Source organism: Streptacidiphilus carbonis, assembly GCF_000787775.1.
In the GTDB taxonomy this organism is placed as follows: Bacteria; Actinomycetota; Actinomycetes; order Streptomycetales; family Streptomycetaceae; genus Streptacidiphilus; species Streptacidiphilus carbonis.
The window spans coordinates 43018-67145 of record NZ_BBPM01000039.1 but is presented as its reverse complement, the minus strand read 5'-3'; the positions used below and the strand labels follow the sequence as shown (position 1 = coordinate 67145).

Below are 24128 nucleotides of genomic sequence, written 5' to 3'. Positions count from 1 at the left end.
TCCAGTCGGTGCTGGTCGGTGGGTTGTTCTGCGTTCGGTGGTTGTTCGGTGGTTGTTCGGTGTTCGGTGAGGCGTGGGGGCGTGCGTGGCGGGTCGGGTTTCGGACAGGTCGCGCAAGGCGCGGGCCCGGCTGCTGGTGGCAGCGGGATTCACGCTGAACGCACTGATGTTCACGATCGTCGGCTCGGCCGCGCATGCCGACTACACCCCGTTGGCATTGGCCGTTACCGGCGCGGGGATCTTCCTGACGACCTGGTTCCTGCTGGACGCGGGCATCGCGCTGCAGGCCGACGTACAGCGGCGCAGGGCCGCGCGGCGGCGGTTCTGACCGTGCCCCGGAACGGGCCCTGACGGCTGGTCAGGTGGTGGCCTCCACCGGGCGGCGGAACATCCGGGTGGCGGTGACCTCGCCGTGGATGTCCGCCTCCTCCGGGTCGATTTCGGGCAGGCCGGGGCGCAGATGCTCCTCGACCGAGATGTACTTGAGGCCGGCCCTCAAGTCGGCGTCGTTGCGCAGCCGGATGATCAGTGGGAATTCCGCCAGCGCATTGGCGTCCAGCAGGCCGGTGGTGTAGATCAGCTGGACGCCGAGGGCCGAGGCCACCGCGCGCTGCAGCTCGATCAGATAGGTGGCGTTGGCGCGGCCGATCGGGTTGTCCAGGAACAGCGTGCCGGCGTGGGCCAGCCGGGCCTGGCCGCGGTCGTTGGCGCGCAGCGCGGCCATGGTGCAGTAGAGGGCGATGGCGGCGGTGAGCAACTGGCCGCCGGAGAAGACGTCCGACATCTGGCTGACCGACACCCTTTCGGCGCGGAGCACCGCGTCCGGCTTGAGGATCTCCACGGCGACGCCCTTGGGCTCGACGGCCGCGTGCACGCCGCGCAGCAGCAGCGACATCCCGTCCCTGCGGCCCCAGTCGCTGGTGCCGCTCGCCGCGCCGGTGCGGCGGACGGCGGCGCGGGTGGCCTCGTCGATGACCACGCCGAGGCGCTCGGTGAGCACGGCGTGGTCCGGATCCTCGAAGCGGATCCGGAGGAACTCCTGGCCGGACCACTCCCCCAGGCCCTCGGGCAGCCGGGAGAGCCGCTGGGCGGCGCGCAGGGTGGCCAGTGAGGTCTCGACCAGCCCGCGCAGCCGGTCCACGATGCTGTCGCGGTTGCGTTCCAGCTGCTCCAACTCGTCGCTCAGGACCCGCAGCCGGGGGGCGAAGGCGACCGCCCAGGCCGCGGCGTGCTCGGGCAGCGCGGCGGCGGGGAGTTCCCGGATCTGCTGGCGGGCGGGGGTGCGGACGGCCTCGTAGCGGGTCGAGTTGGCGTGCCGGACCAGGGCGTCCGAGGCGTCGCGGACGGCGAGGTCGGCGGCGGCCAGGTCGGCGACGGCGGCGCGCAGGGAGCGGCGGCCGTCGGCGGCGGTCTGCCGGGCCTCGGCCAGGGCGCCCTGGTAGGGCGGGGGTGTCTCGTCCTCGCCCTCGGGGGCGGCGGCGGGCTCCCGCAGGCCGTCCCGGAGCTGGGCCGCCGTCTCGTCGAACTCGGCGGCGGCGTGCTGGGTGGCCTCCAGGGCGCGCTGCAGCTCGTTGTGGGCCGAACGGGCGGCGGTCAGCAGATCGGTTCGGCCGGCCAGCTCGGCGGTGGCGGCCCGGAGCAGCCCCTGGGCGTGGTCGGTGTCGGCCGGGACCAGCTCGTCGGGCAGCTCGGTGTGGGCGTCCCCGGTGACCGGGGCGCTGCGTTCGGCCTCGCCGCGCAGCCGGCCGAGCTGCTCGCTGGCGGCCGAGGCGCGGCCCTCGATGGTCTGCACGAGGTCCTCGGCGCGGGCGGCGGCGGCCTGCCGGCCGGGGGCGTCGGCGCCGTCGGGGGTGGTCAGCAGCTCCTCGGCGCGGGTGCGGACCTTGTTGGTGAGCCGGTCCAGCTCGGTGCGGGCGGCGGACTCGTCGCTCTCGGCGCGGGCCTGCTCGGCGCGCAGGTCGGCCCCGACGCCGACCTGTTCGTAGAGCTGGGAGGCGGCGCGGTGGGCCTCCCGCAGGGCGGGAAGCGAGGCGGTGGTCCCCTCGGCGGGGTACGCACCGGACTCGGCGGTGTCGTCCTCGGCGCTGGGCAGTTCGGCCCGTTCGGCCCGCAGCGCGCGGACGGTGCGGCGGGCGTCGTCGGCGGCGCGCTGGGCGGCACGCCGGTCCTCGTCGGCGGCCTGGGCGCGCTCGGTGCAGAGTTGCTGGCGCTGCTCGGCCTGGGCGGTCTCGTCGGCCAGCTCGCGCAGTCGGCCGGTCCAGCCGGCCCGCTCGCGCAGCCGGAAGGCGAGTCCGGCCAGCGCGTCGGCGCGTCGGCGGGCCTGCTGGGCGGCCTCGCCGCGCTCGTCGCGGAGCCGGGAGGCCTGCTGCAGGTCGGCGTCGGCCTCCTGGTGTTCGGCGCGGGCCGAGGCGAGCTCGGCGGAGGCCAGTTCCAGGGCGGTGCGGGCGGCCTCGGCGCTGTGCTCCAAGGCGGCGAGACGGCCGTCGGGACAGCGGGCGCGCCAGGACGCCAGCCGGCCGCCGACCATCCGGTCGGCGCCGAGGCGGGCGGCCAGCGAGCGGATCTGCTCGTCCCTGGCGGTGGCCCGGTCGCGGAGCTGGCGGCGCTCCTCGTCGGCGGCGTTCTCGTCGTGCATGGCCGGGTTCGGCGGGACCAGGAACAGTCCGGTGCTCTCGGCGGTGACCGGGGCGAGCAGGGCTGCCGCAGTGCCGACGGCGACGGCGGAACGGGGCAGCAGGGCTGCTGCGGCCAACGTCTCCCTGGCCCGTTCCAGCGCGGCCGGGTCGGTCACGATGACGCCGTCCACCAGCTGCGGGCGGGCGTCGAGGATCCGGTCGTGGTCGGCCGGGTCCACCGACTGGGCCAGGTAGCGCCAGCCGGGCAGCGCCGGGACGCCGTGTTCGCCCAGGTACTCCACGGTGGCCAGGACGTCGGGTCCGGGCGGCAGCAGCCCGCCGTCGCCGAGGGCGGCCAGGACCCGGGAGTCGGCGGCGGCGGCCGTCCTGAGCTCGAACAGGGTGCGCTCGGCGGCGGTGACGGACTCGTCCAGCAGTTCGCGCAGGCTGTCGGCGGAGCGGTCGAGGGCGTCCGGGGTCAGCTCACCCGGCTGGACGCCCAGGAGTTCGGCGGCGCGGGGTTCCGCGGCGAGTTGGGCCGCCGCGTCCTGTTCGGCGGCCAGCGCGGTCTCGGCGGCGGCGAGACCGTCGCTGGCGCGGGCGGCGGCCAGTTCGGCCCTGGCACCGCGGGCCGCGGCCTCGCGGGCGCGGGCGGCGGCCCGGTCGGCGACCGAACGGGCCTGGTCCCAGGCCGCGGTGGCGTCCTTCTCGGCGTCGGAGGCGGCCAGGGCGGCGCGGGCCGGGTCCACCGCTTCAGCGTCCGGAGCCGCGTTGGCGGAGTCGATCCAGCCCGAGCGGACCGCGGCCTGGGTCTCCTGCTCCACCTCGGCGAGGCGCTGGCGCAGATGCTCGCTCTCGCTGCGGCCCTTCTGCGCGGCGGTCGCGGCGGCGGTGGCGTCGCGGCGGGCGGTCTCGCCCTCGGCCTGGAGCGCGTCGGCCCGCTGCTCCTCGCTGTCGGCCTGCGCCTCGGCCGCGGCTGCTGCCGTCTCCAGCGCTCCGACCAGCGCACGGGCGGCCCGGGTCCGGGCGGCCAGGGCCGGGGCGGCGTCGCGTTCGGCCTCCCGGATGGCGACCGACATCCGCGCCGAGCGGTCCGCGGCGGCGCGGTGACGGAGCACCAGCTCCGTCGCCTGCCAGGCGGAGTGCAGGGTCCTGGCCTCCAGCAGCTCCTTGCGCAGCCCGGCGGCGGTGCCGGTGCCCGCGGCCAGCGCGAGACTGGCATGACGGTGGGTCAGTTCGGCGGTGATCAGCGATTGCCGGGTGCGGCCGTCCTCGGCGTCGGCGACGGCGGCCGCCGCCTCGGCGACCTGCTCGGCCAGCTCGCGGACCTGGTCCCGCTCGGTGGCGGCGCGGGCGGCCAGGGTGCGGGCCAGCCGACGGGTGCGGCGTTCGGCGGAGCGGTGGGTCTCGCGGACCGACTCACGGGCGGTGGCCGCCTCGGCGATGCGGCGCAGCAGGTCCAGCGAGCCGGAGGTGAAGTCGCGTTCGGCGGTGAGCTCGGCGCGGCGGCCCAGCTTGTTGGCGAAGCCGTGCACCAGGTCGGCCAGGCCGTCGGTGTCCCGGGTGTCGGTGACGGCGCGCAGCAGCAGGTCGGTGAAGTCGGCGTCGTTCCGCACCGCGAACAGGCCTGCGGCCTCGCCCTCGTCGGCGTTCATCTCGCGCTGGTAGCGGAAGAGTTCGGGGTCCAGGCCGAGGCCGCCCAGGTGCTCGATCCAGCGGTCGTGGCCCTCCTCCCAGACCAGGTCCAGGGTGGGGTCGGCCTTGCCGGCCTCGGTGAGGGCGTCGCGGAAGCCCTTCATGGTGCGACGGCGGCCCTTGGCACTGACGGTGGGCGCTTCCTGGCCCGGGGCGGGCAGGAAGGTGGTGCGCTCGGCGACCGGGAGGCCGTCCAGGCTGAGGCCGGGGCCCGGCCGGAAGGAGTACCAGGCCTCGGCGAACTTGCGCGGATCGGTGGAGACCTGGCGGCCGCGCCACTCGCTGACCTTGCCGACCACCACGGTCTCGCCGGTGAGGGTGTGCTGCCACTCCAGGGCGACATGACCGCAGTCGTCGGCGAGCAGGAACTTGCGCAGCACGCCGGAGCTGGCGCCGCCCAGGGTGTTGCGGTGGCCCGGCAGCATCACCGAGAAGATCAGCTTGAGCAGCACCGACTTGCCGCCGCCGTTCTCCAGGAACAGCACGCCGGCCGGGGCCGGACGGCGCGGCGGGCCGCTCTGCTCCTCGTCGAAGAAGCCGGGCTGGCTCGGCGCCGGCTCCGGCACCGGGTCGCCGACACCGCTCAGGTCGAGCACGGTGTCGGCGTACCGCGCACCGGCGGGGCCGATGGAGTACAGGCGGACCCGGTTCAGCTCGTACATGGGGTGTCAGGTCTCCGTGCTGGTGGGGATGGGGTTGCGGACGGGGTCGGGGGTCGGGCTCGGGGGTCAGGAGGAGTGGAACGGGAGGCCGGCGTCGGCGACCAGTTCCTCGGTGGGGTCGGGCGGCAGCAGGCTGGCGCTGCCGTCGCTGATCTGGACCACGCCCAGGGCCAGTAGTTCGGCCATCGCGGCACTGCCGGCGAGGTCGCGGACCTGGAGCTGGTAGCGGGCGGTGGTGCGGAAGGTGCCGCCGGCGTCGTCCGAGGTCTTCTGCAGGAAGCCGGTGTCGACCATGAAGGACATGGCCTTGCCGACGATGCCGATGGTGGAGCCGGAGAGCCTGCGGGCGTCCTTGGTCGCGCCGGTGGCGCTGCGCCGTGCGTACACCCGCCAGGCGGCCTCCAGACCGGGGGCGTCGCTGACCGGGTCGGTGTTGGCGCCCTCGGTCTCGGCCTGCTCCTCCAGGCGGCGGCAGACCTGGCGGACGAAGGTGTCCACGCCGTTGACGGTGATCCGGCCCAGGTAGCCGTCGTCGGCCAGGTCCTCCGGGCGCGGGAAGGCCAGCGCGGCGACCGCGAGGTGCGCCAGACCGTGCAGGAAGCGGTCGGTGGACTCGGAGGCGGCGCGCCGGGAGTACTCGCCGAGGCGCACGGCGAAAACCGAGTCCTCGGACGCGGCGACCGCCATCCCGGCCCGGGGCGAGACCTCCAGCACGATCAGCCCCAGTCCGGTGGCGACGGCGTCGGCCAGCCGGGCGAAGCCGGGGTCGTCGCGGTAGCGGCGGACCAGCTCGCCGTACTCCGCGTCCCGGGCGGGCAGCAGTTTCGGCTGGAGGCCGAAGGAGACCAGGCGGGAGGCGTCGGCGACGTCGCCGGGGGTGATCGCGGGCGCGGCCGGGGCGCCGTCCGCGGTCGTGGCGTGCTCGTCGTAGCTGGTCATGGTCGGGACTCCAGGTGGTGCGGCATCCGCCCGGCCGGGATCAGGGTCCGGGCCGGCGGGTCGGTCGGTGCAGAGGCCTCGGCGCGTTCCGCGGCCATGCCGGCGGCGTCCAGCAGGGCGCTGCCGACGATCAGGTCGGCGCCGCCGAACTCCGGGTCGTCCAGCCGGGTGCCGTCGTCGACGGCGAACAGCAGCCGCTCCTCGCCCTGGCGGTACGCCGTTCCCACCGAGGGGCTGGCCGCGTGCACGGCCAGCAGGGCGACCAGGTACGGCAGTTCGGGGTCGCTGCGGCGGGCCTCGGCGAGCAGCCCGGACAGCCGCCGGGGCGCGTCCGGCGGCAGGTCGAGCAGGACGTGCGCGGCGTCCAGCTGGGCCTCGGAGAAGCGGCTGTCGTCGGGGGTGTCCAGCAGGTCCGGCTCGGGCAGCTCGGCGCCCAGGTGCTCGCGCTCGACCGGCGGGGTGAGCAGCACCTCGACCAGGTCGGTGACCCGGACCGAGACCGGGGTGCGCAGCCCTATGGCGCTGCCGAAGAAGGCGTCGGTGACCCGTCCGGCGTGCTCCAGCGGCAGCCGCAGCAGCGGGGCGAGCAACTGGCCGTAGAGGTCCAGGCCGGACCTGGCGGACGGGGCGGCGAAGGCCTGCCGGTCCTGCTCGGCGCGGAACAGCGGGCCGGCCTCCAGCAGCCGGGTCTGCAGCTGGGTGTGGCGGCGGATGCAGTCCTTGACGATGTCGACCAGCTCGGCGGCGCGGCGCTTGTGTTCGGGGTCCTCGGACTCGTCGCGGGCGCGGCGGATGTTGGTCAGGATGGCGTTCTCGTGCCGATAGCGGTCGGCGATGTGCTCCAGCGCCTCACGGATCAGGTCGGGAACGGTCTCCATCCAGTCCACGGCGCGGACGTTGCGGCGGGTGGCCTCCAGGGCGCGGCGCAGTGTCTCGGCGAACTGGACGGTGCGGTAGCGGGCCTGCTCGGCGGCGAGCTGGGCGTCGGCCAGCCGGCCCCGGTTGATCAGCACCTCCAGCTTGACCTCGGCGGCGATCTGGGCGCTGGTGACGTCCGTGTCCAGGGCCCCGACCAGGACGTTGACGGCCTCGTCGGTGGTGCGCAGGTACACCCCGCCGTCCGGGCCCGGCACCTCCTCGATCAGCTTGAAGTCGTAGTCGCGGCGGACGTAGGCGCCGTCGGCCCCGAAGGTGCCGTAGACGGCGCGGAAGCCGCGGTCCACGCTGCCGACGTTGATCAGCGACTCCAGCACCCAGCGGGCTACCCGCTCGTGCTCGGTCCAGGGCCGCTGCGGGGCCTGGGCGGCGACCCGGGGCTGCAGCCGGGCCAGCACCTGGTCCCGGTCGGCGCCGGTGTCGAAGTCCATCTGCAGGGTGACCAGGTCGATCGCCGACAGTGCCACCTCGGCCATGCCGTAGACGGCGTACTCGCCCGCCAGGTTTGCCTTGCGGCTGTCCAGGTCGTGCAGCGGGGCGGTGCACGCGAGCGCGCGGAGCCGCCGGGCCAGCCCCTCGTCGGCGGCTGGGCCCAGCGAGACGCGGGTGCTGGGGTCGGCGGATACGGTCACGATCGACAAGGTTAGGGGGTGGCACTGACAAGCTCCGAAACGCCACGGAATGGCGGTAATTGTGTGACCTTGCACACGTGGCGGCACCGAGGTCGCCCTAGGATCTGGTGCCATGGCGACGATCGATCTCAACGCGGATCTGGGTGAGGGCTTCGGGCGCTGGACGCTGACCGACGACGAGGCCCTGCTGACCGTGGTCACCAGTGCGAATGTCGCCTGCGGCTTCCATGCCGGAGACCCGTCGACGATCCGCCGGGTGTGCGAACTGGCGGCCGAGCGCGGCGTTCGGATCGGGGCCCAGGTCTCCTACCGGGACCTGGCCGGCTTCGGGCGGCGGTCGATGGAGGTGCCGCGCCGGGAGCTGGCCGACGAGGTCGCCTACCAGCTGGGCGCACTGGACCTGTTCGCCCGGGCGGCAGGGACGGCGGTGGCCTATCTGAAGCCGCACGGCGCGCTCTACAACCGGGTGGTCGCGGACCGGGAGCAGGCAGCCGCCGTGGTGGACGCGCTGGAGGCCTACCGGCGGGCGGACGGACGGAGCCTGCCGGTGCTGGGGCTGCCGGGATCCGCGCTGCTGGCGGCGGCGGAGGCGGCAGGACTGCCGGTGGTCGGCGAGGCCTTCGCCGACCGCGCCTACACCCCGCAGGGGACGCTGGTGCCGCGCACCGAGCCGGGGGCGGTGCTGCACGACCCGGACGCGGTGGTGGCCCGGGCGGTGCGGATGGCCCGGGAGGGTGAGGTGGTCGCGGTGGACGGCACTGTGGTGCCGGTGCGGGCGGGCTCGCTGTGCGTGCACGGGGACACGCCCGGGGCCGCGGCGCTGGCGCAGCGGGTACGGGAGTCGCTGGTCACGGCCGGGATCGTCGTGGCGGCGTTCGCATGAGCGTGCGGATCATGGCGGCCGGGCGGTCGGCGCTGCTGCTGGAGGTCGACAGCGATGCCGAAGTGGCCTCGCTGCACCAGGAGTTGGTCGAGCGTCAGGCCGCCGGACTGCTCGGCGGCGTCGCCGAGATCGTCCCTGCGGCTCGGACCGTGCTGCTGGACGGGCTGGACCGGCCGGAGCTGGTCGCCGACCAGTTCGAGGGGTGGTCTCCCGGGGTCGGGGCGGTGCCGGAGGGCCCGGTGGTCACCGTGCCGACCAGCTACGACGGCGAGGACCTGGCGGAGGTCGCGGAGCTGTGGGGGGTGTCCGCCGCTGAGGCGGTGCGGATCCACACCGGCTGCGAGTACCGGGTCGCCTTCTGCGGCTTCGCACCCGGATTCGCCTATCTGACCGGGCTTCCGGAGCAGTACGCCGTACCGCGCCGGTCCACTCCGCGGACCCGCGTCCCGGCCGGGTCGGTGGGGCTGGCCGGTGGCTACACCGGGGTCTACCCCAGCGCCTCACCGGGCGGCTGGCAGCTGATCGGGCGCACCGGACTGCCGGTCTGGGACCTGGCGCGCGACCCCGCGGCGCTGCTACTGCCGGGCACCCGGGTGCGATTCGCGGCAACGGCATGAGGGCCGTCGAGGTGGTCCGACCGGGTCCGCTGACCACGCTGCAGGACGCCGGGCGGGTCGGCGTCGCCGCGCTCGGGGTCCCGCGCGCCGGGGCGCTCGACCCGGAGGCGCACCGGCTCGCCAACCGGCTGGTGGGCAACGCCCCGGAGGCCGCGGTGCTGGAGGCCACCCTCGGCGGGGTCGCGCTCCGGGCCCTGGAGCCGCTGCTGGCCGCGGTCGTCGGCGCCCCCGCGCCGGTACGGGTGGACGGGAGGGCGGCGGCCTGGGGCGCCCCGGTGCGGGTGCCGGCCGGGGCGGTGCTGGCGGTGGGCGCGCCGACCGGCGGGCTGCGCTGCTACCTGGCGGTGGCCGGCGGCTTCACCGTGCCGCCGGTGCTGGGCAGCCGGTCGACGGACCTGCTGGCCGGGCTGGGACCGCCGCGACTGGCCGTCGGGCAGCTGCTGCCGGTGGGCCTGCCGACCGGTCCCCCCTGCTGGATCGACCCGCTGCCGCTGCCCGCGCCCCCGGGCGAACTGCTGCTGCGACTGGACCTCGGGCCACGCGCCGACTGGTTCGTGCCCACGGCGCCGCGGACCCTGGACCGCGGGCGCTGGACGGTGTCGCCCGCGTCCAACCGGGTCGGGCTGCGGCTGCTCGGCCCGGCGTTCGAACGGCTGCCGGACCGCGGCGAACTGCCGAGCGAGGGGATGGTGCTCGGCGCGGTCCAGGTGCCCCCGGACGGACAGCCGGTGGTGTTCCTGGCCGACCACCCCACGACCGGGGGTTATCCGGTGCTGGGCGTGGTCCCGGCGGCCGATCTGACCGCGGCCGCACAGGCCGCTCCCGGAACACCCGTTCGGTTCACTCGCTCGAATCGGTGAACAAACGCCCGAAAACACGACAACCGCCGGCAACCCGAGAAGACTGCTGCCCATCGGACGAACCGGCGAGGACGAAGGAGTCCGCCATGGGTGAGGCAGTGCTGGCGGTCGGTACCGCCAAAGGGCTCTTCCTGGGACGCAGTCGCGACCGGGTGACCTGGGAGTGGAACGAGGAACCGCACTTCCCGATGCAGGGCGTCTACTCGGTGGCCATCGACCGCAGGGGCGGCCGGCCGAGGATCCTGGTCGGCGCGGACAGCAGCCACTGGGGCCCCTCGGTGTTCCACTCCGACGACCTGGGCGCGACCTGGCAGGAGCCCAAACAGCCGGCCGTGCGCTTCCCCGAGTCCACCGGCACCTCGCTGGAGCGGGTCTGGCAGCTCCAGCCGGCCGGGGCGGACCAGCCGACCGTCGTCTACGCGGGCACCGAGCCGGCCGCGCTGTTCCGCTCCGATGACAGGGGCGAGTCGTTCTCGCTGGTGGAGAGCCTGTGGAAACATCCGCAGCGCAAGGACTGGGGCGCGGGCTTCGGCGGCCAGGGGATGCACACCGTGCTGGTCGACCGTGAGGACCCGCAGCGGCTCACGGTGGCGGTGTCCACCGGCGGCGTCTACCGCTCGGCGGACGGCGGGGAGAGCTGGGCGCCGTCCAACACCGGGGTGGAGGCCAGGTTCCAACCGGACCGCAATCCGGAGTTCGGGCAGTGCGTGCACAAGGTCGCGGTGGACGCCGGCGATCCGTCCCGGCTGTACCTGCAGAACCACGGCGGCGTCTACCGCAGTGACGACTCCGGCGCGAACTGGACCCCGATCGACGCCGGACTGCCTGCGGACTTCGGCTTCGCGGTGGCGGCGCACCCGCGCCGCGCGGGCACGGCCTATGTGTTCCCGCTGGTCGCCGACTACGACCGGCTTCCCCCCGAGCACCGCTGCCGGGTCTACCGGACCCGGGACGCCGGGGAGACCTGGGAGCCGCTGTCCGAGGGACTGCCGCAGGAACCGCACTACGGGGTGGTGCTGCGCGACGCGCTCTGCCTGGACGACGCCGATCCGGTGGGCGTGTACTTCGGCAACCGCAACGGCGAGGTGTACGGCAGCTCGGACGAGGGCGACAGCTGGCGGTTGCTGACGGAGCATCTGCCCGCCGTGCTCTGTGTCCGGGCAGCACAGGTGAACTGATCAGCTGACGGCGCGAAGGCCGCCGCGGGAGGCGATGGCAGGGTTCGGGACGGACACGGCGGCCAGCGCCGCGGCGGTGCGGTGGGCGGCCGCCTGGTCGAGGGCCCGGGGGTCGCGCTGCCTGGCCTCGGCCGCGGCCAGGCGGAGCAGGTCGGGGAGGAGGTCGGTGCAGCGCTCGGCGATCCAGCGGGTGCCCTTGGTGGCCATCCACCAGGTCTGGGCGGCCCGGCTCGGTGCGGCGGACTCGGGCTCCGGAGTCGGTGCGGGGCCTGCCGCGGTGCCGTCGGCCGCCAGTACGGCGTGGAACTCGCGGGCCAGTGCGCGGTGGCCGCGCTCGCTGGGGTGCAGCCGGTCCACGCTCCACATCCTCGGATCGTCGATCCAGTCGGCCTCGGCGGCGTGGACATGGACAGCGGCGTAGCGCTCGCTCAGGGCGTGCACGACCTCGTTGACGCAATGCATCCGGCGCGCCAGCGGTCGCGCCAGCGGGCCGGGCAGCCGGAGCAGCCTGCCGGGATCGGGCAGGCAGGCGGTCAGCAGGACGGTGCCGCCGGCGCTGAGCTCGGCCATGACGGCGTCCAGGTCGGCCGTCACCGAATGGATGTCGTAGCTGGCTCGCAGGGTGTCGTTGGCACCGACCAGGACGGAGGCGAGGTGCGGGCGGTGCTCCAGGGCGGTGGGCAGCTGGGTACGGGCCACGTCCGCGGCCCTGGCCCCGCTCACGGCTAGGTTGTGCAGGTCCACGGCCTCGGCCAACGGGGTCAGCCCCGCGGCGAGCAGGGCCGCCCACCCGCGCCAGCCCCCGCCGGGGTCGGGGTCGCCCAGGCCCTCGGTGAGGGAGTCGCCCAGCGCGGCGACTCTGAGCAGCGTCACAGCACTCCTCCTCGGACCTCGGCGTACGACACGGCGTCCCGGTCCTGCTGGGTCGTCCGGTGGGCGGCGAGGAAGCCCGCGACGGCGCGGTCCCAGCCGTAGTGCTCGGCCCGGCCGCGGGCCAGCAGGCGGCGCTCGGTCTCGGGCCGCGCCAGCAGGCGCTGCACCGCGTCGGCGAAGCCCGGGCCGGTGTCGGCCGCGGTCTCGCCGGCATCCCCGACGATCTGCGGCAGCGCCGAGGAGGCACTGACCACGACCGGGGTGCCGCAGGCCATGGCCTCCAGCGCGGCGAGACCGAAGGTCTCGATCGGCCCGGGTGCCAGCACCACGTCGGCGCTGGCCTGCAGCGCCGCCAGAGTGTCGGCGGCGCTGATGTGGCCGACCAGCCGCACCGGCAGCTGCTCGGCCCTGATCCGGGCCTCCAGCCGGGCCCGCTGCGGTCCCTCCCCGGCCACCACCAGCACGGCCGGCACGCCGCGCCGGCGCAGTTCGGCCACCGCGTCCAGGGCGCGTTCGGGCCGCTTCTCCGGCGAGAGCCGCGAGCACAGCACCAGCAGCACCTCGCTCGGGCGGGCGTAGTGGTTGCGCGCCGCCGCATTGCGCTGCCGCGGGTGGCAGCGCTCCAGGTCGACGCCGAGCGGGGCGCGGACCACATTGCGGGCGCCGATCCGGTGGAACTCGGCGGCGGCCCATTCCGTGGTGCAGATGACGGCGCTGTAGTCGCGAGCTGTCCCCCGGTTCAGCCGGTCGGCGGCACGGCGGGCGATGGTCTCCCCCATGCCCCAGGACCGCAGCAGCCCGTCCAGGCTCTCGTGCGAGACCATCGCGGCCGGTACCCCGTTCCGCCTGGCCCAGCCGCCGGTCCAGCGCAGCGTGGTGCGGTCGGAGACCTCCAGCCGGTCCGGGCGCAGGTCGGCCAGCAGGTCGGCCACGGCGGAACGGTCGAGCAGCACCCGGTAGCCGCCCATGCCGGGCACCCGGCGACCGGGCAGAGTGATCACCCGGCCCTGGTCGGTCTCCTCGTCCCGGTGGCCCGGACCCGGGACCACCAGCACCGGTTGGTGACCAGCGGCGAGGTAGCCCGCGCCCAGGTGGCGCAGCGCGGTGCGCAGGCCCCCGGACACGGGGGTGACGAAGTTGGCGAGGCGAACGATCCGCTGGCTCATGCCGCCACCCCGCCCGGCTCCGGCGCCACGGCGGCGGCCCCCAGCAGGACCTCCTGGTAGTGGTCGAGCAGTTGGTCGCCGACCGACTCCCAGGTGCGTCCGGCCACCTCGCGGCGCGCCTGGGCGCCGTAGCGCTCACGCAGCTCCGGGTCGGCGGCCAGCGCCGTGACGGCCGCGGTGACCGCGCGGGCGTCCCTGGGCTGGACCAGCAGGCCGGTGCGGTGGTGGCCGACCAGGTCGAGCGGGCCGCCGACGGCGGGGCCCACCACGGCGACGCCGCTGGCCATGGCCTCCTGGATGGTCTGGCAGAAGGTCTCCATCGGCCCGGTGTGGACGAAGACGTCCAGCGAGGCGAAGACGGCGGCGAGCTCGTCGCCCTCGCGCCGACCCAGGAACACGGCTCCGGGCAGCGCCTGGCGCAGTGCCGGTTCGCTCGGGCCCTCGCCCACGATCACCAGCCGCACGCCCGGCAGCCCGCAGACCCCGCTGAGCAGGTCCACCCGCTTCTCGGGCGCCAGCCGGCCGACGTAGCCGACCAGCACCTCCCCGTCCGGGGCGAGGGCGTCGCGCAGCGCCTGGTCGCGGTGGCGCGGGTGGAACCGCACGGAGTCCACACCGCGCTGCCAGAGCTTCACCCTCGGCACGCCGTGGGCGGTGAGGTCCTGGGCGGCCGGGGTGGACGGCGCCAGGGTGCGGGCGGCGGCGCAGTGGACGGCGCGGATCCGCCGCCAGGCGGCGGCCTCACCGAGGCCGCTGCCGGCCCGGTAGGCGCGGGCGTAGCCGGCCAGGTCGGTCTGGTAGACGGCGACGGCGGGCAGTCCGAGCCGGTCGGCGGCGGCCATGGCCCGGGCGCCGAGGACGAAGGGGCTCGCCAGGTGGACCACGTCCGGGCGGTGCCCGGCGATCAGCTGCTCCAGTCGGCGGCTGGGCAGGGCCAGCCTCACCTGGGGGTAGCCGGGCAGCGGCAGCGCGGGGACGCGCACCACCGGGCAGGGGTCGGGGGCTGACAGCGGCACGGCCGGGGCCGGGGCGATCACCAGGGGCTGGTGGCCGCGCCGTACCAGGTGCTCGGCGGTGCGCAGGACGGAGTGGGCGACGCCGTTGATGTCCGGCGGGAAGGATTCTGTGACGATGGCGACACGCATGTCTGCGTTATCCCGACGCCACACGTGCTCACGGCCACGACGATCTGTCGAGTGAACGAACGACTACCGAACGCTCAGCCCGACGCCGAACCGGCCGACTACACCGCCACCCACCGGCATGGGGTTCGCCGGGGTACGGGGGGTCGGTCAACCGCCGCTCAGTCGGCCCCGGACGGCGGCGTGGACCTCGGCCTCCTCGCCGGGATCCGCGGCCAGGCGGCGGAGCCGGTCCAGCACCCGGCCGTCACCCTTGGTGAACACATGCCGGGCGGCCAGTTCCCTGGTCGACTCCTCGCAGTCCCAGAGGCACTCGACCGCGGCTCCGGTCGGGAAGCAGGTGTCGACGGCGGCGAGGCTGCGCGCGGCGCTGCCCCGCAGTTGCGAGCAGCTGGTCTCGGCATAGACGTGGCGCAGTGCGGTGACCCCTGCGGCGGCCGCAAGCCGCCCGACGCCCTCCACCAGGACGGCCAGGCCGTCCCCGTCCGCGCCCTTGAAGTAGATCCAGCGGTGCAGCGCGGCCACCACGGCCGGGGCGTCGGCCGCCGCGCCGGCCCGGGCCAGCAGCCGGGCCGAGGCGTCGGCCAGCGGTCCGCCGTCGGGATCGACGGCCCAGACTCTGGCCCGGGCCAGGAACCGCGGGGTGTGCGCCCGGCAGAGGGTGGCAAGGGCGAAATCGGCCGTCTGCCGGGAGAGGTCTGCGGCGGCCAGCTCGACCAGGTCGGGAGCGGACTCGTCGTCGTGGTCGGCGAGGTGCCGCAGGGCCGCGCAGCGGGCGCCGTCCTGGCCGTCCTGGGCGGTCCGCCGCAGCAGCGGCAGGTCCTCGGGGGCGACCACGGCGGCCAGGCATCGGACGGCGGCGCCCACCCGGCGTTCGAACTGTTCGGGAGAGTCGGCCCGTTCGGGGCCGGAGCCGGCGTCTGCCCAGGCCAGTACCGCCGCGGTACTCCACGCGGGGGCGTTGCCCGGCCGGTCCAGCTGGCGCTGCCACAGGTCGAAGGGGGCCTGCTCGGTGGCGGCGGCCACCCTGGGATGGGTCTGCGCCCACAGGTGCCAGGGCCGGGGCTCGTAGGCGTCGCGGACGGTGGCGCGCAGCGCGGCGTCGCCCTCGGGGCCCTCGGGGAAGCGGGCCAGCACCGGTTCGGCGAGCGCCGTCAGCGCGGCGTCGTCGTCCCGTACGGCCAGCTCGTCCAGGGCCCAGGCCCAGTTGCCGCCGCCGGCGGCGTAGCGGCGCAGCAGCAGCAGGGCGTCGTGGCGGCCGTACCCGGCCAGCCGGCCGAGCACGGCGAGGGTGAGCCCGGTGCGTGACTCCTCGTCGTCGAGCAGGTCCTCGGCGCAGAAGAGATGGTCCTCGAGGCCCTGGAGCGGGGCTTCGAGCTCCATGAACAGGCGTGCGTAGTAGAGCGAACGGTTCTCGACCTGCCAGTCGCGGCGGGGGTCGCTCGTGACGCACTCCTCAAGGGCGGCGAGAGCGTCGGAACGCTCGGCCGCCAGAGCGTGCAGGGTGCCGTCCCCCCGGCCCCGCTGAAGCAGGCCGAGAAGGGAGGCGCTGGGCGCTATCGCGGGCTCGAACATGAGGTCAGCATCCGGTGCGGCGGTCCTGGTGGCAAAGGAATTTCGTGAATGGGGGTGTGGCGATGACGGTACGAGTCTGCTATGTCGCCTGCGGGGGCGGGAATACATGGTTCCCGTTCGCAGGAGGCACGAAATCGTACCGTTCGACCGCCTTCCTCTGCACCTTTCCCAGGTTCGGTCTCACCTGGAGGACGCTGACACTCTGCTGGGTACGCCCCCGTCCGCCGGTGGACCGTCTGTGGGGGCGTCTGTCGGACCGTCTGCTAGATCGTCTGCGGGCGCGTGCGCTGGGACGCCGGGACGGCCTTGCGGATCTCGGCGCGAAGTTCCTTGACCTCGTTGAGCTGTTCGTAGGGTGCGGTGAGCTCGTACATGCCCTTGAGCCGGTCCCAGGTACGCAGCGAGGACATCTCCTTGGTGGAGTCCAGCGCCTGGTGCGCGTAGCCCGTGCCCTCCTCGGGGCGGCCGCCGATGTAGCAGGCCGAGGCCATCGACAGGTAGTCGAAGAGCTTGGAGCGCTCATGGCCCTCGCCGCGCAGGTCCAGCGCCTGTCGGGCGTGGTACTGGGCCAGCTGGGCGGCGCTGGGGTCGTGCACCGCGAGGGTGCGGTAGGTGAGCGCCTCCATGCCGTGCAGGTCGGCGCGGTCGAAGAACTGCAGCCAGCTGGGTCCCGGGTCGTTGTGGTCCTGGGCGAAGAGGTCCTCGGCCTCGCCGAGGGTGCGCCGGGTGGCCTGGGAGTGGCCCATCGAGGCGTGCGCCCAGGCCTCCACGGTCCGCAGCATCGCCCTGGTCCGCGGCAGGTTGCGCTCACCGCTGCCGGTCTCGGCGACCCGCATCAGGTCCAGCGCGTCGGCGGGACGGTTGAGGTGGACCATCTGCCGGGCGGCCCGGGACAGCGCCTCGCCGGCCCTCGGCTTGTCGCCGGCCTCCCTGGCCGAACGGGCCGCCATCACGAAGTAGCGCTGCGCGGTCGGCTCCAGGCCGACGTCGTGGGACATCCAGCCGGCCAGCACCGAGAGGTTGGCCGCCACCGCCCACAACCGCCGTGCCAGCGGCTCGGGGTGATGGAAGGTCAGCATCCCGCCCACCTCGTTGAGCTGGCCGACGACGGCCTTGCGCTGCAGACCGCCGCCGCGTGAGGCGTCCCAGGCCCGGAACACCGTGACGGAGGACTCCAGCGCCTCCACCTCGTCCAGGCCGACCGGGCCCGCCTCGTAGAAGTCGCTCGCCGGCAGGGCGGCGGCCATCGGGCTGCGCAGTATGGCGCCCGAGGTGGGGCCCTCGGCGGCCACGGCCGAATCGGATCCGGCCATCCAGTCGTGGAGCGGGCCCGCAATGGCGGCGCCCGCCAGGAGCGCGGTGCTCGCGCTCATCATTCCGCGTCGGTTGAGCATGAGGTCCATTCCCGTGAACTCGGTGAGGTCCTCGGCTGTGCGCTCCGGCTGCGGGTGCGGGGAGGGGACGTCCGACGAGGCATACGCCGCGCCGCCCGAACCAGAATGCCGCTGTCGCTGGAACCCGAGGTCCTCAGTGGTGACAACACGTCCGAGCCGCTCGGTGAACAGCGCCGCCAGCACCCGCGGCACCGGGTCGCGCGGTATCTCTCCGCGTTCGATCCAGCGCCGGACCCGCGAGGTGTCGGTGGACAGCTGCTGCTGTCCGGCCGCCGCACCACGCCGGTTGACCAGTCGCGCCAGCTCGCCCTTGGACCATCCGGTCAGGGCGAACAGGTCTGCGAATCGGGTGTTGGTACCTCTGCTCACGTCAAGCCCCCAGGTTCCTCGGCGCTTTCGAGGCTATCCGCGCGTCATGTGCCAGGCGAGCATTCGCCAGGGTTCGCCAGGGTGCGCTTCCTGATGCGCCACGAGCCGTCGGGTGTCATGTAGACATGCGCCACCCCAACCCCGCAGTCAACGGGCAGCAGTTGCCCCGGTGACCGTGGAGCGAGGGAGTGGCGCAAGGGGTGGCGCGGACCGGAAGGGCACCGCGCAGGGGCTGTTCGGGACCACACACTCCCCAGGGTGCGCGGTCGGCGGCGGTCCCGGTACGGGTCCGCGGCCCGCGCCATCCCTAACTCCGCAGCAGTTCGTGGCAGTGCCGGAACGACCGCAACGTCCTCGGCACGAGAAGTGATCGCGGTGGGCCGTCCGGCCCGCCGGCGGCAGCCCGCCAGGAAGGGACCCGGAACCACCCATGTACTCACCCTCGATCTCCCCCGCCCCCGTAGGGCCCACCACCACCCGGGTCACCCAGCCGCCGCGCCACCGTCCGGCCATCGGCACCGATCCACGCACCCGCGACCGCGCCCTGGCACCCGTCGGGCCGCGCCGCATGGTGGCCCCGCGGCCGGCCGCCGGAGGAGCGCCGAGGCTGGACAACCCCGCCGAGCAGTCGCCGGCGCTGCGCGCCGCGCTGGCAGGCGTCTCGCGGATATGCCCCGCCTTCGTCCCCCGGCAGCTGGTGCGGGAGGACGAACAGCACATCCTGGTGGTCGGCACCGCCGGGCGCACCCCCGTGGTCGCCAAGTGCCTGACCCCCACCCCGGCCGGACGGGAGGTCACCCGGTCCGGACGGGAGGCGGCGGAACGGCTGCGGCACGAGGTCGCGGCCTACCGCACCTTCGTCCGGCACCGCCCGCCGGCCCGGCTGCCCAAGCTGGTCGCGGCCGACTCGGACCGCTGCGTCCTGCTGATGGAGCGGGTGCCGGGGCGGCCCGCCGCGTACGAGCGGCACCCCTGCAACACGCCGTCGCCCGGGGAGGTCCGCGCGATCCTCGGCGCGGTGCGCTCGCTCAACCTGTGGCGGCCGCCGGCCGGCTCCTTCCAGGCGCCGCTCGACTACCCCAGGGAGATCGCCCGCTACCACGCGCTGGGCCTGCTCACCGACCGGGATGCCGGCGACCTGCAGCACCTGCTGCACGGACTGGCCCACACCGCACCACAGTTCTGCCACGGGGACGCGCTGCTCACCAATGTCCTGCTGGCGCCCTCGGGCCCGGTGCTGGTCGACTGGGAGCAGGCCGGCTGGTACCTGCCCGGCTACGACCTGGCGGTGCTGTGGACCGTGCTGTCGGGGGACACCGCCGCGCGGCGGCAGATCAGCCAGGTGGCGCAGTCCTCGGGCACGCTGCCCAGGGACGCCTTCCTGGTGAACCTGATCCTGGTGCTGATGCGGGAGCTGCGGATGCACGACGTGCCGGGGGCCGGCGAGGAGCAGCGGATACTGATCCGCCGACTGCACGAGGACACGGCGCTGGCGCGGCGTGCGGTACGGGCCGCGGTGGGCACCCGCTGAGCCGCCGACCAGGAGAGGGGTTGCGAGCGGGCGGCGGGCGGAGGGACCGTCAGCGGCCTTCCAGAGCCCGGCGGCCGGCCTCGGCGAGCAGTTCGTGCTCGCGCTCCCCGTGGCCCCTGGCGTGCAGGACGTCACGGAGGTGCCGCTCCAGGGGGTGGGCGCGGCTCAGTCCGGCGCGGCCGCTCAGGGCCACGGCCTGCTCCACCACGGACACGGCCGAGCGGTTGGCGACGATGCGGCCTGCGGCGGTGCGGCGCAGGGCCTCGGGTGCGCCCTCGTCGACGCCCCGGGCCAGCGCGAGCAGCAGCTCCTCGGCGGCCGTCAGCTCGACCTCGATGCTGCCGACCGCGGCCTGGAGCCTGCCGTCGGAGCCACGGCCTTCACCCGGCGCCGGGCGCAGCGCGCGGACCAGCCAGTCGCGGGCCGCGCGGGCGACTCCGAGGTACACGGCAGGCAGGGCCAGGTCGACCCAGGCGTGGTCCAGCGGGTCCCCGTCCACCGGGTTCCCATCCAGAGGCTCTCGGTCCAGCGGGTCGCCGCCGAGGCGCACCACCGCCTCGTCGCCGACCTCGACGGACTCGAAGACCACGTCGTGGCAGGCGGTGGCACGCAGCCCGAGCTGCTCCCAGGTCGGCTCGACCTGCACCCCGGGGCTGTCGCCCTGGACCAGGAAGACGCCCTCCCTGCGCTGCTCCTCGTCGGTGCGCGCGGTGACCACCATCCAGGCGAGCGCCTCGGCTCCGGCCACACCGGGCTCACGGCCCGTCAACAGCCAGCACCCGTCGCCCCGGTGGGCGGTCACGCCGGTGGTCCCGGTCCGTTCGGGGTCGCCCCCGTCCGAGCCCGGGCCCAGCTCGGCGACCAGGGCGGGGCCGCGCACCGAGTCGGCGAGCAGATCGGCGTAGACCGGCTCGGGCCACTGCGGGGTACGGGCCTGCCGGGCGTGCACCAGCAGGGTGAGCGCGGTGACCAGGGCCACCGACGGGTCCCCGCGGCCCAGCGCCAGCAGCGTCCGCACGGTGTCGGCGAGCCCGGCGCCGGCGCCGCCGTGGCGCTCGGCCACGGTCAGCGTGAGCAGCCCGGCGTCGTGCACCACCTCGATGCCCTGGTAGGGGAAGCCGGCGTCGCGGTCGTGCTCCTCGGCGCGGGCGGCGAGCAGGTCCACCACCCGGGGCAGCCCGGCGAAGGCCTCGGCGACACCCGGATGCGCACCCGGGCCGCGCCGCCGACCAGGGCCGAGCGGCCGGGCGGGGGTCGTGCCGGGGCTCGTCGGCGTCGGCCGGGCGGGGGCTGTCATGCCTGGAACATCGACGCCGGCAGCGGCTTGAGCAGCTTGTACAGGTCGTCGGTGATCGGGCGGTCCCAGGTCGCCACGGTCACCTGGATGCCGTCGCTGCGCCCGAACTGCACGCAGGACACCCGGCTCTCCGAGAGCTTGACCTTCTTCACGATCAGCAGGTCGTCGCCGAGCATCACCGGGAAGTCCTCCAGCTCGACCACGCCGACCGGCTCGTCGTTGCCGATCGCCGCGAACAGCTGGCGCACCTCGAACGGCACCCCGTCCTCGGGCTCCCGGGCCGGGGATCCCTCGCACAGATTGCCGATCAGCATGGACGGACCGCGGCCGCCGAGCAGGTCGTAGCGGAGGAAGATCCCCTGGCAGCTGCCGTCCTCGGGATCGGCGAGCAGGGCGGCTCCGAAGTCGCCGGGCCAGTCGCCCGGGTCCATCGCGAGAACGTCGAAGTCCGGACCTGCCGGTGTGCCGGAACGGCGGCGGAGGAAAGCCATGGAGACATCGTACGTGGCGTCCGGACCTGTGCGGACAGCTGCCCGTCCGCACCCGACCGATGCCCGCCGGGCCCGGGGCGCGAGCGGGTGCGGCAGGCAACGTTCCGTTCATCCCGTGTTCTCGGACGGCAGTTGACGAGCCCATCACGTTCCGATTACGGTCGGCGACATGGGGAGAGCAGTACGACTTGTCCGCAGAGGTTGTGTCGACCTGCAGCGCGTGGCGTCCGCCCGCTGCCGGTGACCTCAGGACCGGCTCGCACACCCTGCTGAGCTGCGGCCTTCCGCAACCATGGCGGTCTCATGGCGCGGATCGCAGCGGCGGCCCGGCAGCGCGGGCGCCGAGCCGGTTCCCACCGAGCACGTCCGCGGGTCCTGACCACATGCCGAGACGGCAGTGGTTCCGTGGGCGGGTCCGTCCGCTTCGCCGCGTGGGGGTGTGCGAGGCACGGACCAAAAGGATGCGCCGCGTCGGCCCCGTGGGGGTGGTCGGCGCGGCGCATCCCTGTCGTCCCCGTTGCAGGACCCCTCGTTGCCGGACCCGTCGTTGCAGAACCCTCAGGTCAGGTCGAACTCACCGTCACGTGCTCCCAGAACGAAGGCACGCCACTCCGCCGGGGTGAAGATCAACGCAGGGCCGTCCGGGCTCCGCCCGTCCCGCATGGCGATGTAACCCTCCACAAAGGCGATCTGCACATCGCCGACCCCGTTGCTGCCGGACATCCACTCGGCCTCGCCCAGGTCGAGTTCCGGCTTCTTCCCGTCGGATCCCTCATCGAGCGGACTGCGCTGGGTGAGGATGCCCGCACCCGCACTGTCACCAAAGAATGAGTCGCTTGCCACGTCGTGATCCTCCCGTCTCGTGATGCCACTGTAACTTCCGGCGACGGGCCGGGAGGAGGCCTTTGACGTGATCCACTCGTGCGGATTCGCGCACTTCCCGGCGGCATACGGCAAGGATTCGATCAGCTGTCCGGACGCTCGCTCCCGACCAGCCACATGGAGAAGAACTGGGCGCCGCCCCCGTAGGCGTGGCCGAGCGCCAACCGGGCCCCGTCGATCTGGTGCTCGCCGGCCTCGCCACGCACCTGGAGTGCGGCCTCAGCGAAGCGGATCATGCCGGAGGCCCCGATCGGGTTGCTGGAGAGCACCCCGCCGGAGGGGTTGACCGGCAGGTCGCCGTCCATCTCGGTGACCCCCGACTCGACCAGTTTCCAGCCCTCGCCCTGGTCGGCGAAGCCCAGGTTCTCCAGCCACATCGGCTCGTACCAGGAGAACGGGACGTAGATCTCGGCCAGGTCGATCTGCCGGCGCGGGTCCACCACCCCGGCCTGGTGGTAGACGTCGGCGGCGCAGTCCCGGCCCGCCTGCGGGCTGACGTAGTCCTTTCCGGCGAAGATGGTGGGCTCGCTGCGCATGGCGCCGCCGTGCATCCAGGCGGCCGGCCTGGGGGCGCGGGCCGCGCCCCGCACGCCGGTGAGCACCATGGCGCAGGCGCCGTCGGAGGAGGGACAGGTCTCCGAGTAGCGGATCGGGTCCCAGAGCATCGGCGCCGAACGCACCTTCTCCAGCGTCAGATCGTGTTCGTGCAGGTGCGCGTAGGGGTTCTTGAGGGCGTTGCGGCGGTCCTTGAAGGCCACCAGCGAGCCGATGTGGTCCGGGGCCCCGGTACGGCGCATGTAGGCGCGCACATGGGGCGCGAAGAAACCGCCCGCGCCGGCGGTCAGCGGGGCCTGGAACGGCACCGGCAGCGACAGCCCCCACATGGCGTTGGACTCGGACTGCTTCTCGAACGCCACGGTCAGCACCGTGCCGTGGACCCTGGCCGCGACCAGGTTCGCGGCCACCAGCGCGGTCGAGCCGCCGACCGATCCGGCGGTGTGCACCCGCAGCATCGGCTTGCTTACCGCGCCCAGCGCCTCGGCCAGGTACAGCTCGGGCATCATCACGCCCTCGAAGAAGTCCGGGGCCTTGCCGATGACCACGGCGTCGATGTCGGCCCAGGTCAGCTCGGCGTCCTCAAGGGCCCGCACGGCCGCCTCGCGGAGCAGGCCGGCGATGGACACGTCATGGCGGGCCGAGACGTGCCTGGTCTGGCCCACGCCTACGACGGCGACCGGCTCCTGCCCTACCGCCCGGTGCGGTCCGGCCGGGACGGCGGCCGGGTTCACGGCTGCGCTCATCACTGCTCCCCCTCCAGTACGGCCACCAGGTTCTGCTGCAGGCAGGGCCCCGAGGTGGCGTGGGCCAGGGCCCGGCGGGACTCGCCGCGCTGGATCCGGGACGCGGCCTCGCCGATCCGGATCAGTCCGGCGGCCATCACCGGGTTGGCGGCCAGAGCGCCCCCGGACGGGTTGACCTCGGTGCCGTCGGACAGGTCCAGTGCCCGGCGCAGGATCAACTCCTGGGCGCTGAACGGCGCATGCAGCTCGGCCGTGTCCGGCGGGGCGTCGAACGCCCCGGCGTGGACGGCGGCCAGCCGGGTGGACGGCGACTCGGTGAGGTCGCGGACACCGGGCTGGTGCGCCTCGATCCGGTGGTCGATGCCGCGGATCCAGGCCGGACGGGTGTGCAGGGCCCGGGCGGTGTCGCCGACGGCCAGGACCACCGCGGCGGCTCCGTCGCTGACCGGCGGGCAGTCGTGCCGGCGCAGCGGCCGCACCTCGTAGGGTTGCTTCAGCAGTTCCTCGACGTCGGCGCTGCCGCGCAGCTGGGCGTGCGGATTGGCCTCGGCGGCGCGCCGCGAGCGCATCGCGGTGGCGGCCAGGGCGCGTTCGTCGGCGAGGCCGGCGTCGATCAGGGCCTGGGTCTGCAGCGCGGCCAGTGCGATCGCGTCCGGCCACAGCGGGGCCAGGGTGTAGGGGTCGAGCTGGCGGGTCAGCACATCGCGGACACAGCCCGGCGAGGACTTGCCGTAGGAGTACACCAGCGCGGTGTCGGCCTGCCCGGTGCGCAGCTTCACCCACGCCTCGTAGAGCGCCCAGGCGCCGTCCATCTCCACATGGGACTCGGAGATCGGCGGCCAGGCGCCGACCCCGTCCAACGCCATGGTGAAGGAGAAGGCGCGGCCGGCCAGGTAGTCGCTGCTGCCGGAGCAGGTGAAGCCGATCCGGTCGGTTGTCAGACCCGTCTGCTTGAGTACGTCGTGGAGGACCGGCAGCACCAGCTCCACCTCGGAGAGCTGGTCGGTGCTGCGCCGGTGCACGGTCTGGGCGAAGGCGACGACGGCGACCTCCCGGCCGGGCCCCGCTGTGCTGTTGTCGGCGGCCATGG

Annotated in this window: 19 protein-coding genes; 6 read left to right on the top strand and 13 right to left on the bottom strand. The window is 74.5% G+C overall.

The genetic code is table 11. The annotated features are described in order from the left end of the window. The first annotated feature begins 166 nt into the window (after positions 1-166). A complete protein-coding gene (locus TR46_RS42545; RefSeq protein WP_161790195.1) occupies positions 167-328 on the top strand; it encodes a hypothetical protein in 162 nt (53 codons plus the stop codon). A 30-nt stretch (positions 329-358) separates the two neighbouring features. Here the strand turns inward: TR46_RS42545 and TR46_RS26165 are convergent, their stop codons facing one another. The 3 genes from TR46_RS26165 to TR46_RS26155 all read right to left on the bottom strand — a co-directional run bounded on the left by TR46_RS26165 (position 359) and on the right by TR46_RS26155 (position 7479). Then, the gene (locus tag TR46_RS26165; protein WP_042405620.1) at positions 359-4972 is read right to left on the bottom strand and encodes a coiled-coil domain-containing protein; all 4614 of its coding nucleotides are present in this window, start codon (positions 4970-4972) and stop codon (positions 359-361) included. A gap of 66 nt (positions 4973-5038) precedes the next feature. Then, positions 5039-5911: a hypothetical protein gene (locus TR46_RS26160; RefSeq protein WP_042405618.1), complete on the bottom strand. Its 873-nt coding sequence runs from the start codon at positions 5909-5911 to the stop codon at positions 5039-5041. Then, a complete protein-coding gene (locus tag TR46_RS26155; protein ID WP_236655508.1) occupies positions 5908-7479 on the bottom strand; it encodes a hypothetical protein in 1572 nt (523 codons plus the stop codon). The genes TR46_RS26160 and TR46_RS26155 overlap by 4 nt, the downstream gene beginning before the upstream one ends. 112 nt (positions 7480-7591) lie before the next feature. On the opposite strand from TR46_RS26155, the gene TR46_RS26150 reads away from it, so the two are divergent. From TR46_RS26150 to TR46_RS26135, 4 genes are all read left to right on the top strand, one after another. After that, complete coding sequence (locus tag TR46_RS26150; RefSeq protein WP_042405616.1) at positions 7592-8362, top strand: LamB/YcsF family protein; 771 nt, start codon at positions 7592-7594, stop codon at positions 8360-8362. Next, the gene (locus TR46_RS26145; protein ID WP_042405615.1) at positions 8359-8979 is read left to right on the top strand and encodes a 5-oxoprolinase subunit B family protein; all 621 of its coding nucleotides are present in this window, start codon (positions 8359-8361) and stop codon (positions 8977-8979) included. Before TR46_RS26150 ends, TR46_RS26145 begins: the two co-directional genes overlap by 4 nt. Continuing rightward, on the top strand, positions 8976-9839 hold the full coding sequence (locus TR46_RS26140) for a 5-oxoprolinase subunit C family protein (protein WP_042405613.1): 864 nt from the start codon (positions 8976-8978) through the stop codon (positions 9837-9839). Before TR46_RS26145 ends, TR46_RS26140 begins: the two co-directional genes overlap by 4 nt. 86 nt (positions 9840-9925) lie before the next feature. Continuing rightward, positions 9926-11017, top strand: coding sequence for a WD40/YVTN/BNR-like repeat-containing protein (locus tag TR46_RS26135; RefSeq protein ID WP_042405610.1), 1092 nt, complete (start codon positions 9926-9928; stop codon positions 11015-11017). On the opposite strand, the gene TR46_RS26130 is transcribed toward TR46_RS26135, so the two are convergent. From TR46_RS26130 to TR46_RS26110, 5 genes are all read right to left on the bottom strand, one after another. Further along, complete coding sequence (locus TR46_RS26130; protein ID WP_152626677.1) at positions 11018-11890, bottom strand: SGNH/GDSL hydrolase family protein; 873 nt, start codon at positions 11888-11890, stop codon at positions 11018-11020. Further along, positions 11887-13056: a glycosyltransferase gene (locus TR46_RS26125; protein WP_084718934.1), complete on the bottom strand. Its 1170-nt coding sequence runs from the start codon at positions 13054-13056 to the stop codon at positions 11887-11889. Before TR46_RS26125 ends, TR46_RS26130 begins: the two co-directional genes overlap by 4 nt. Next, positions 13053-14201 (bottom strand): glycosyltransferase family 4 protein, encoded by a 1149-nt coding sequence (locus tag TR46_RS26120; RefSeq protein ID WP_042405607.1) that lies wholly within the window; start codon positions 14199-14201, stop codon positions 13053-13055. Before TR46_RS26120 ends, TR46_RS26125 begins: the two co-directional genes overlap by 4 nt. Before the next feature lie 147 nt (positions 14202-14348). Continuing rightward, entirely contained in the window at positions 14349-15773 is a 1425-nt protein-coding gene (locus TR46_RS26115) for a hypothetical protein (protein ID WP_042405605.1), read from the bottom strand. Between the two features lie 263 nt (positions 15774-16036). Continuing rightward, entirely contained in the window at positions 16037-17536 is a 1500-nt protein-coding gene (locus TR46_RS26110; protein ID WP_042405603.1) for a DNA-binding protein NsdB, read from the bottom strand. Positions 17537-17966: 430 nt separating this feature from the next. On the opposite strand from TR46_RS26110, the gene TR46_RS26105 reads away from it, so the two are divergent. Continuing rightward, the gene (locus tag TR46_RS26105) at positions 17967-19067 is read left to right on the top strand and encodes an aminoglycoside phosphotransferase family protein (protein ID WP_042405601.1); all 1101 of its coding nucleotides are present in this window, start codon (positions 17967-17969) and stop codon (positions 19065-19067) included. Between the two features lie 49 nt (positions 19068-19116). Here the strand turns inward: TR46_RS26105 and TR46_RS26100 are convergent, their stop codons facing one another. The 5 genes from TR46_RS26100 to TR46_RS26080 all read right to left on the bottom strand — a co-directional run bounded on the left by TR46_RS26100 (position 19117) and on the right by TR46_RS26080 (position 24126). Beyond that, complete coding sequence (locus tag TR46_RS26100) at positions 19117-20364, bottom strand: acyl-CoA dehydrogenase family protein (RefSeq protein WP_084718933.1); 1248 nt, start codon at positions 20362-20364, stop codon at positions 19117-19119. Then, positions 20361-20855, bottom strand: coding sequence for a hypothetical protein (locus TR46_RS26095; RefSeq protein WP_042405594.1), 495 nt, complete (start codon positions 20853-20855; stop codon positions 20361-20363). Before TR46_RS26095 ends, TR46_RS26100 begins: the two co-directional genes overlap by 4 nt. 558 nt (positions 20856-21413) lie before the next feature. Next, the gene (locus TR46_RS26090; protein ID WP_042405663.1) at positions 21414-21656 is read right to left on the bottom strand and encodes a DUF397 domain-containing protein; all 243 of its coding nucleotides are present in this window, start codon (positions 21654-21656) and stop codon (positions 21414-21416) included. A gap of 164 nt (positions 21657-21820) precedes the next feature. Next, positions 21821-23038, bottom strand: coding sequence for a thiolase family protein (locus tag TR46_RS26085; protein WP_042405593.1), 1218 nt, complete (start codon positions 23036-23038; stop codon positions 21821-21823). Beyond that, positions 23038-24126, bottom strand: a complete 1089-nt coding sequence (locus TR46_RS26080; protein ID WP_042405591.1) for a thiolase family protein — start codon at positions 24124-24126, stop codon at positions 23038-23040. The genes TR46_RS26085 and TR46_RS26080 overlap by 1 nt, the downstream gene beginning before the upstream one ends. Between the last annotated feature and the right edge of the window lie 2 nt (positions 24127-24128).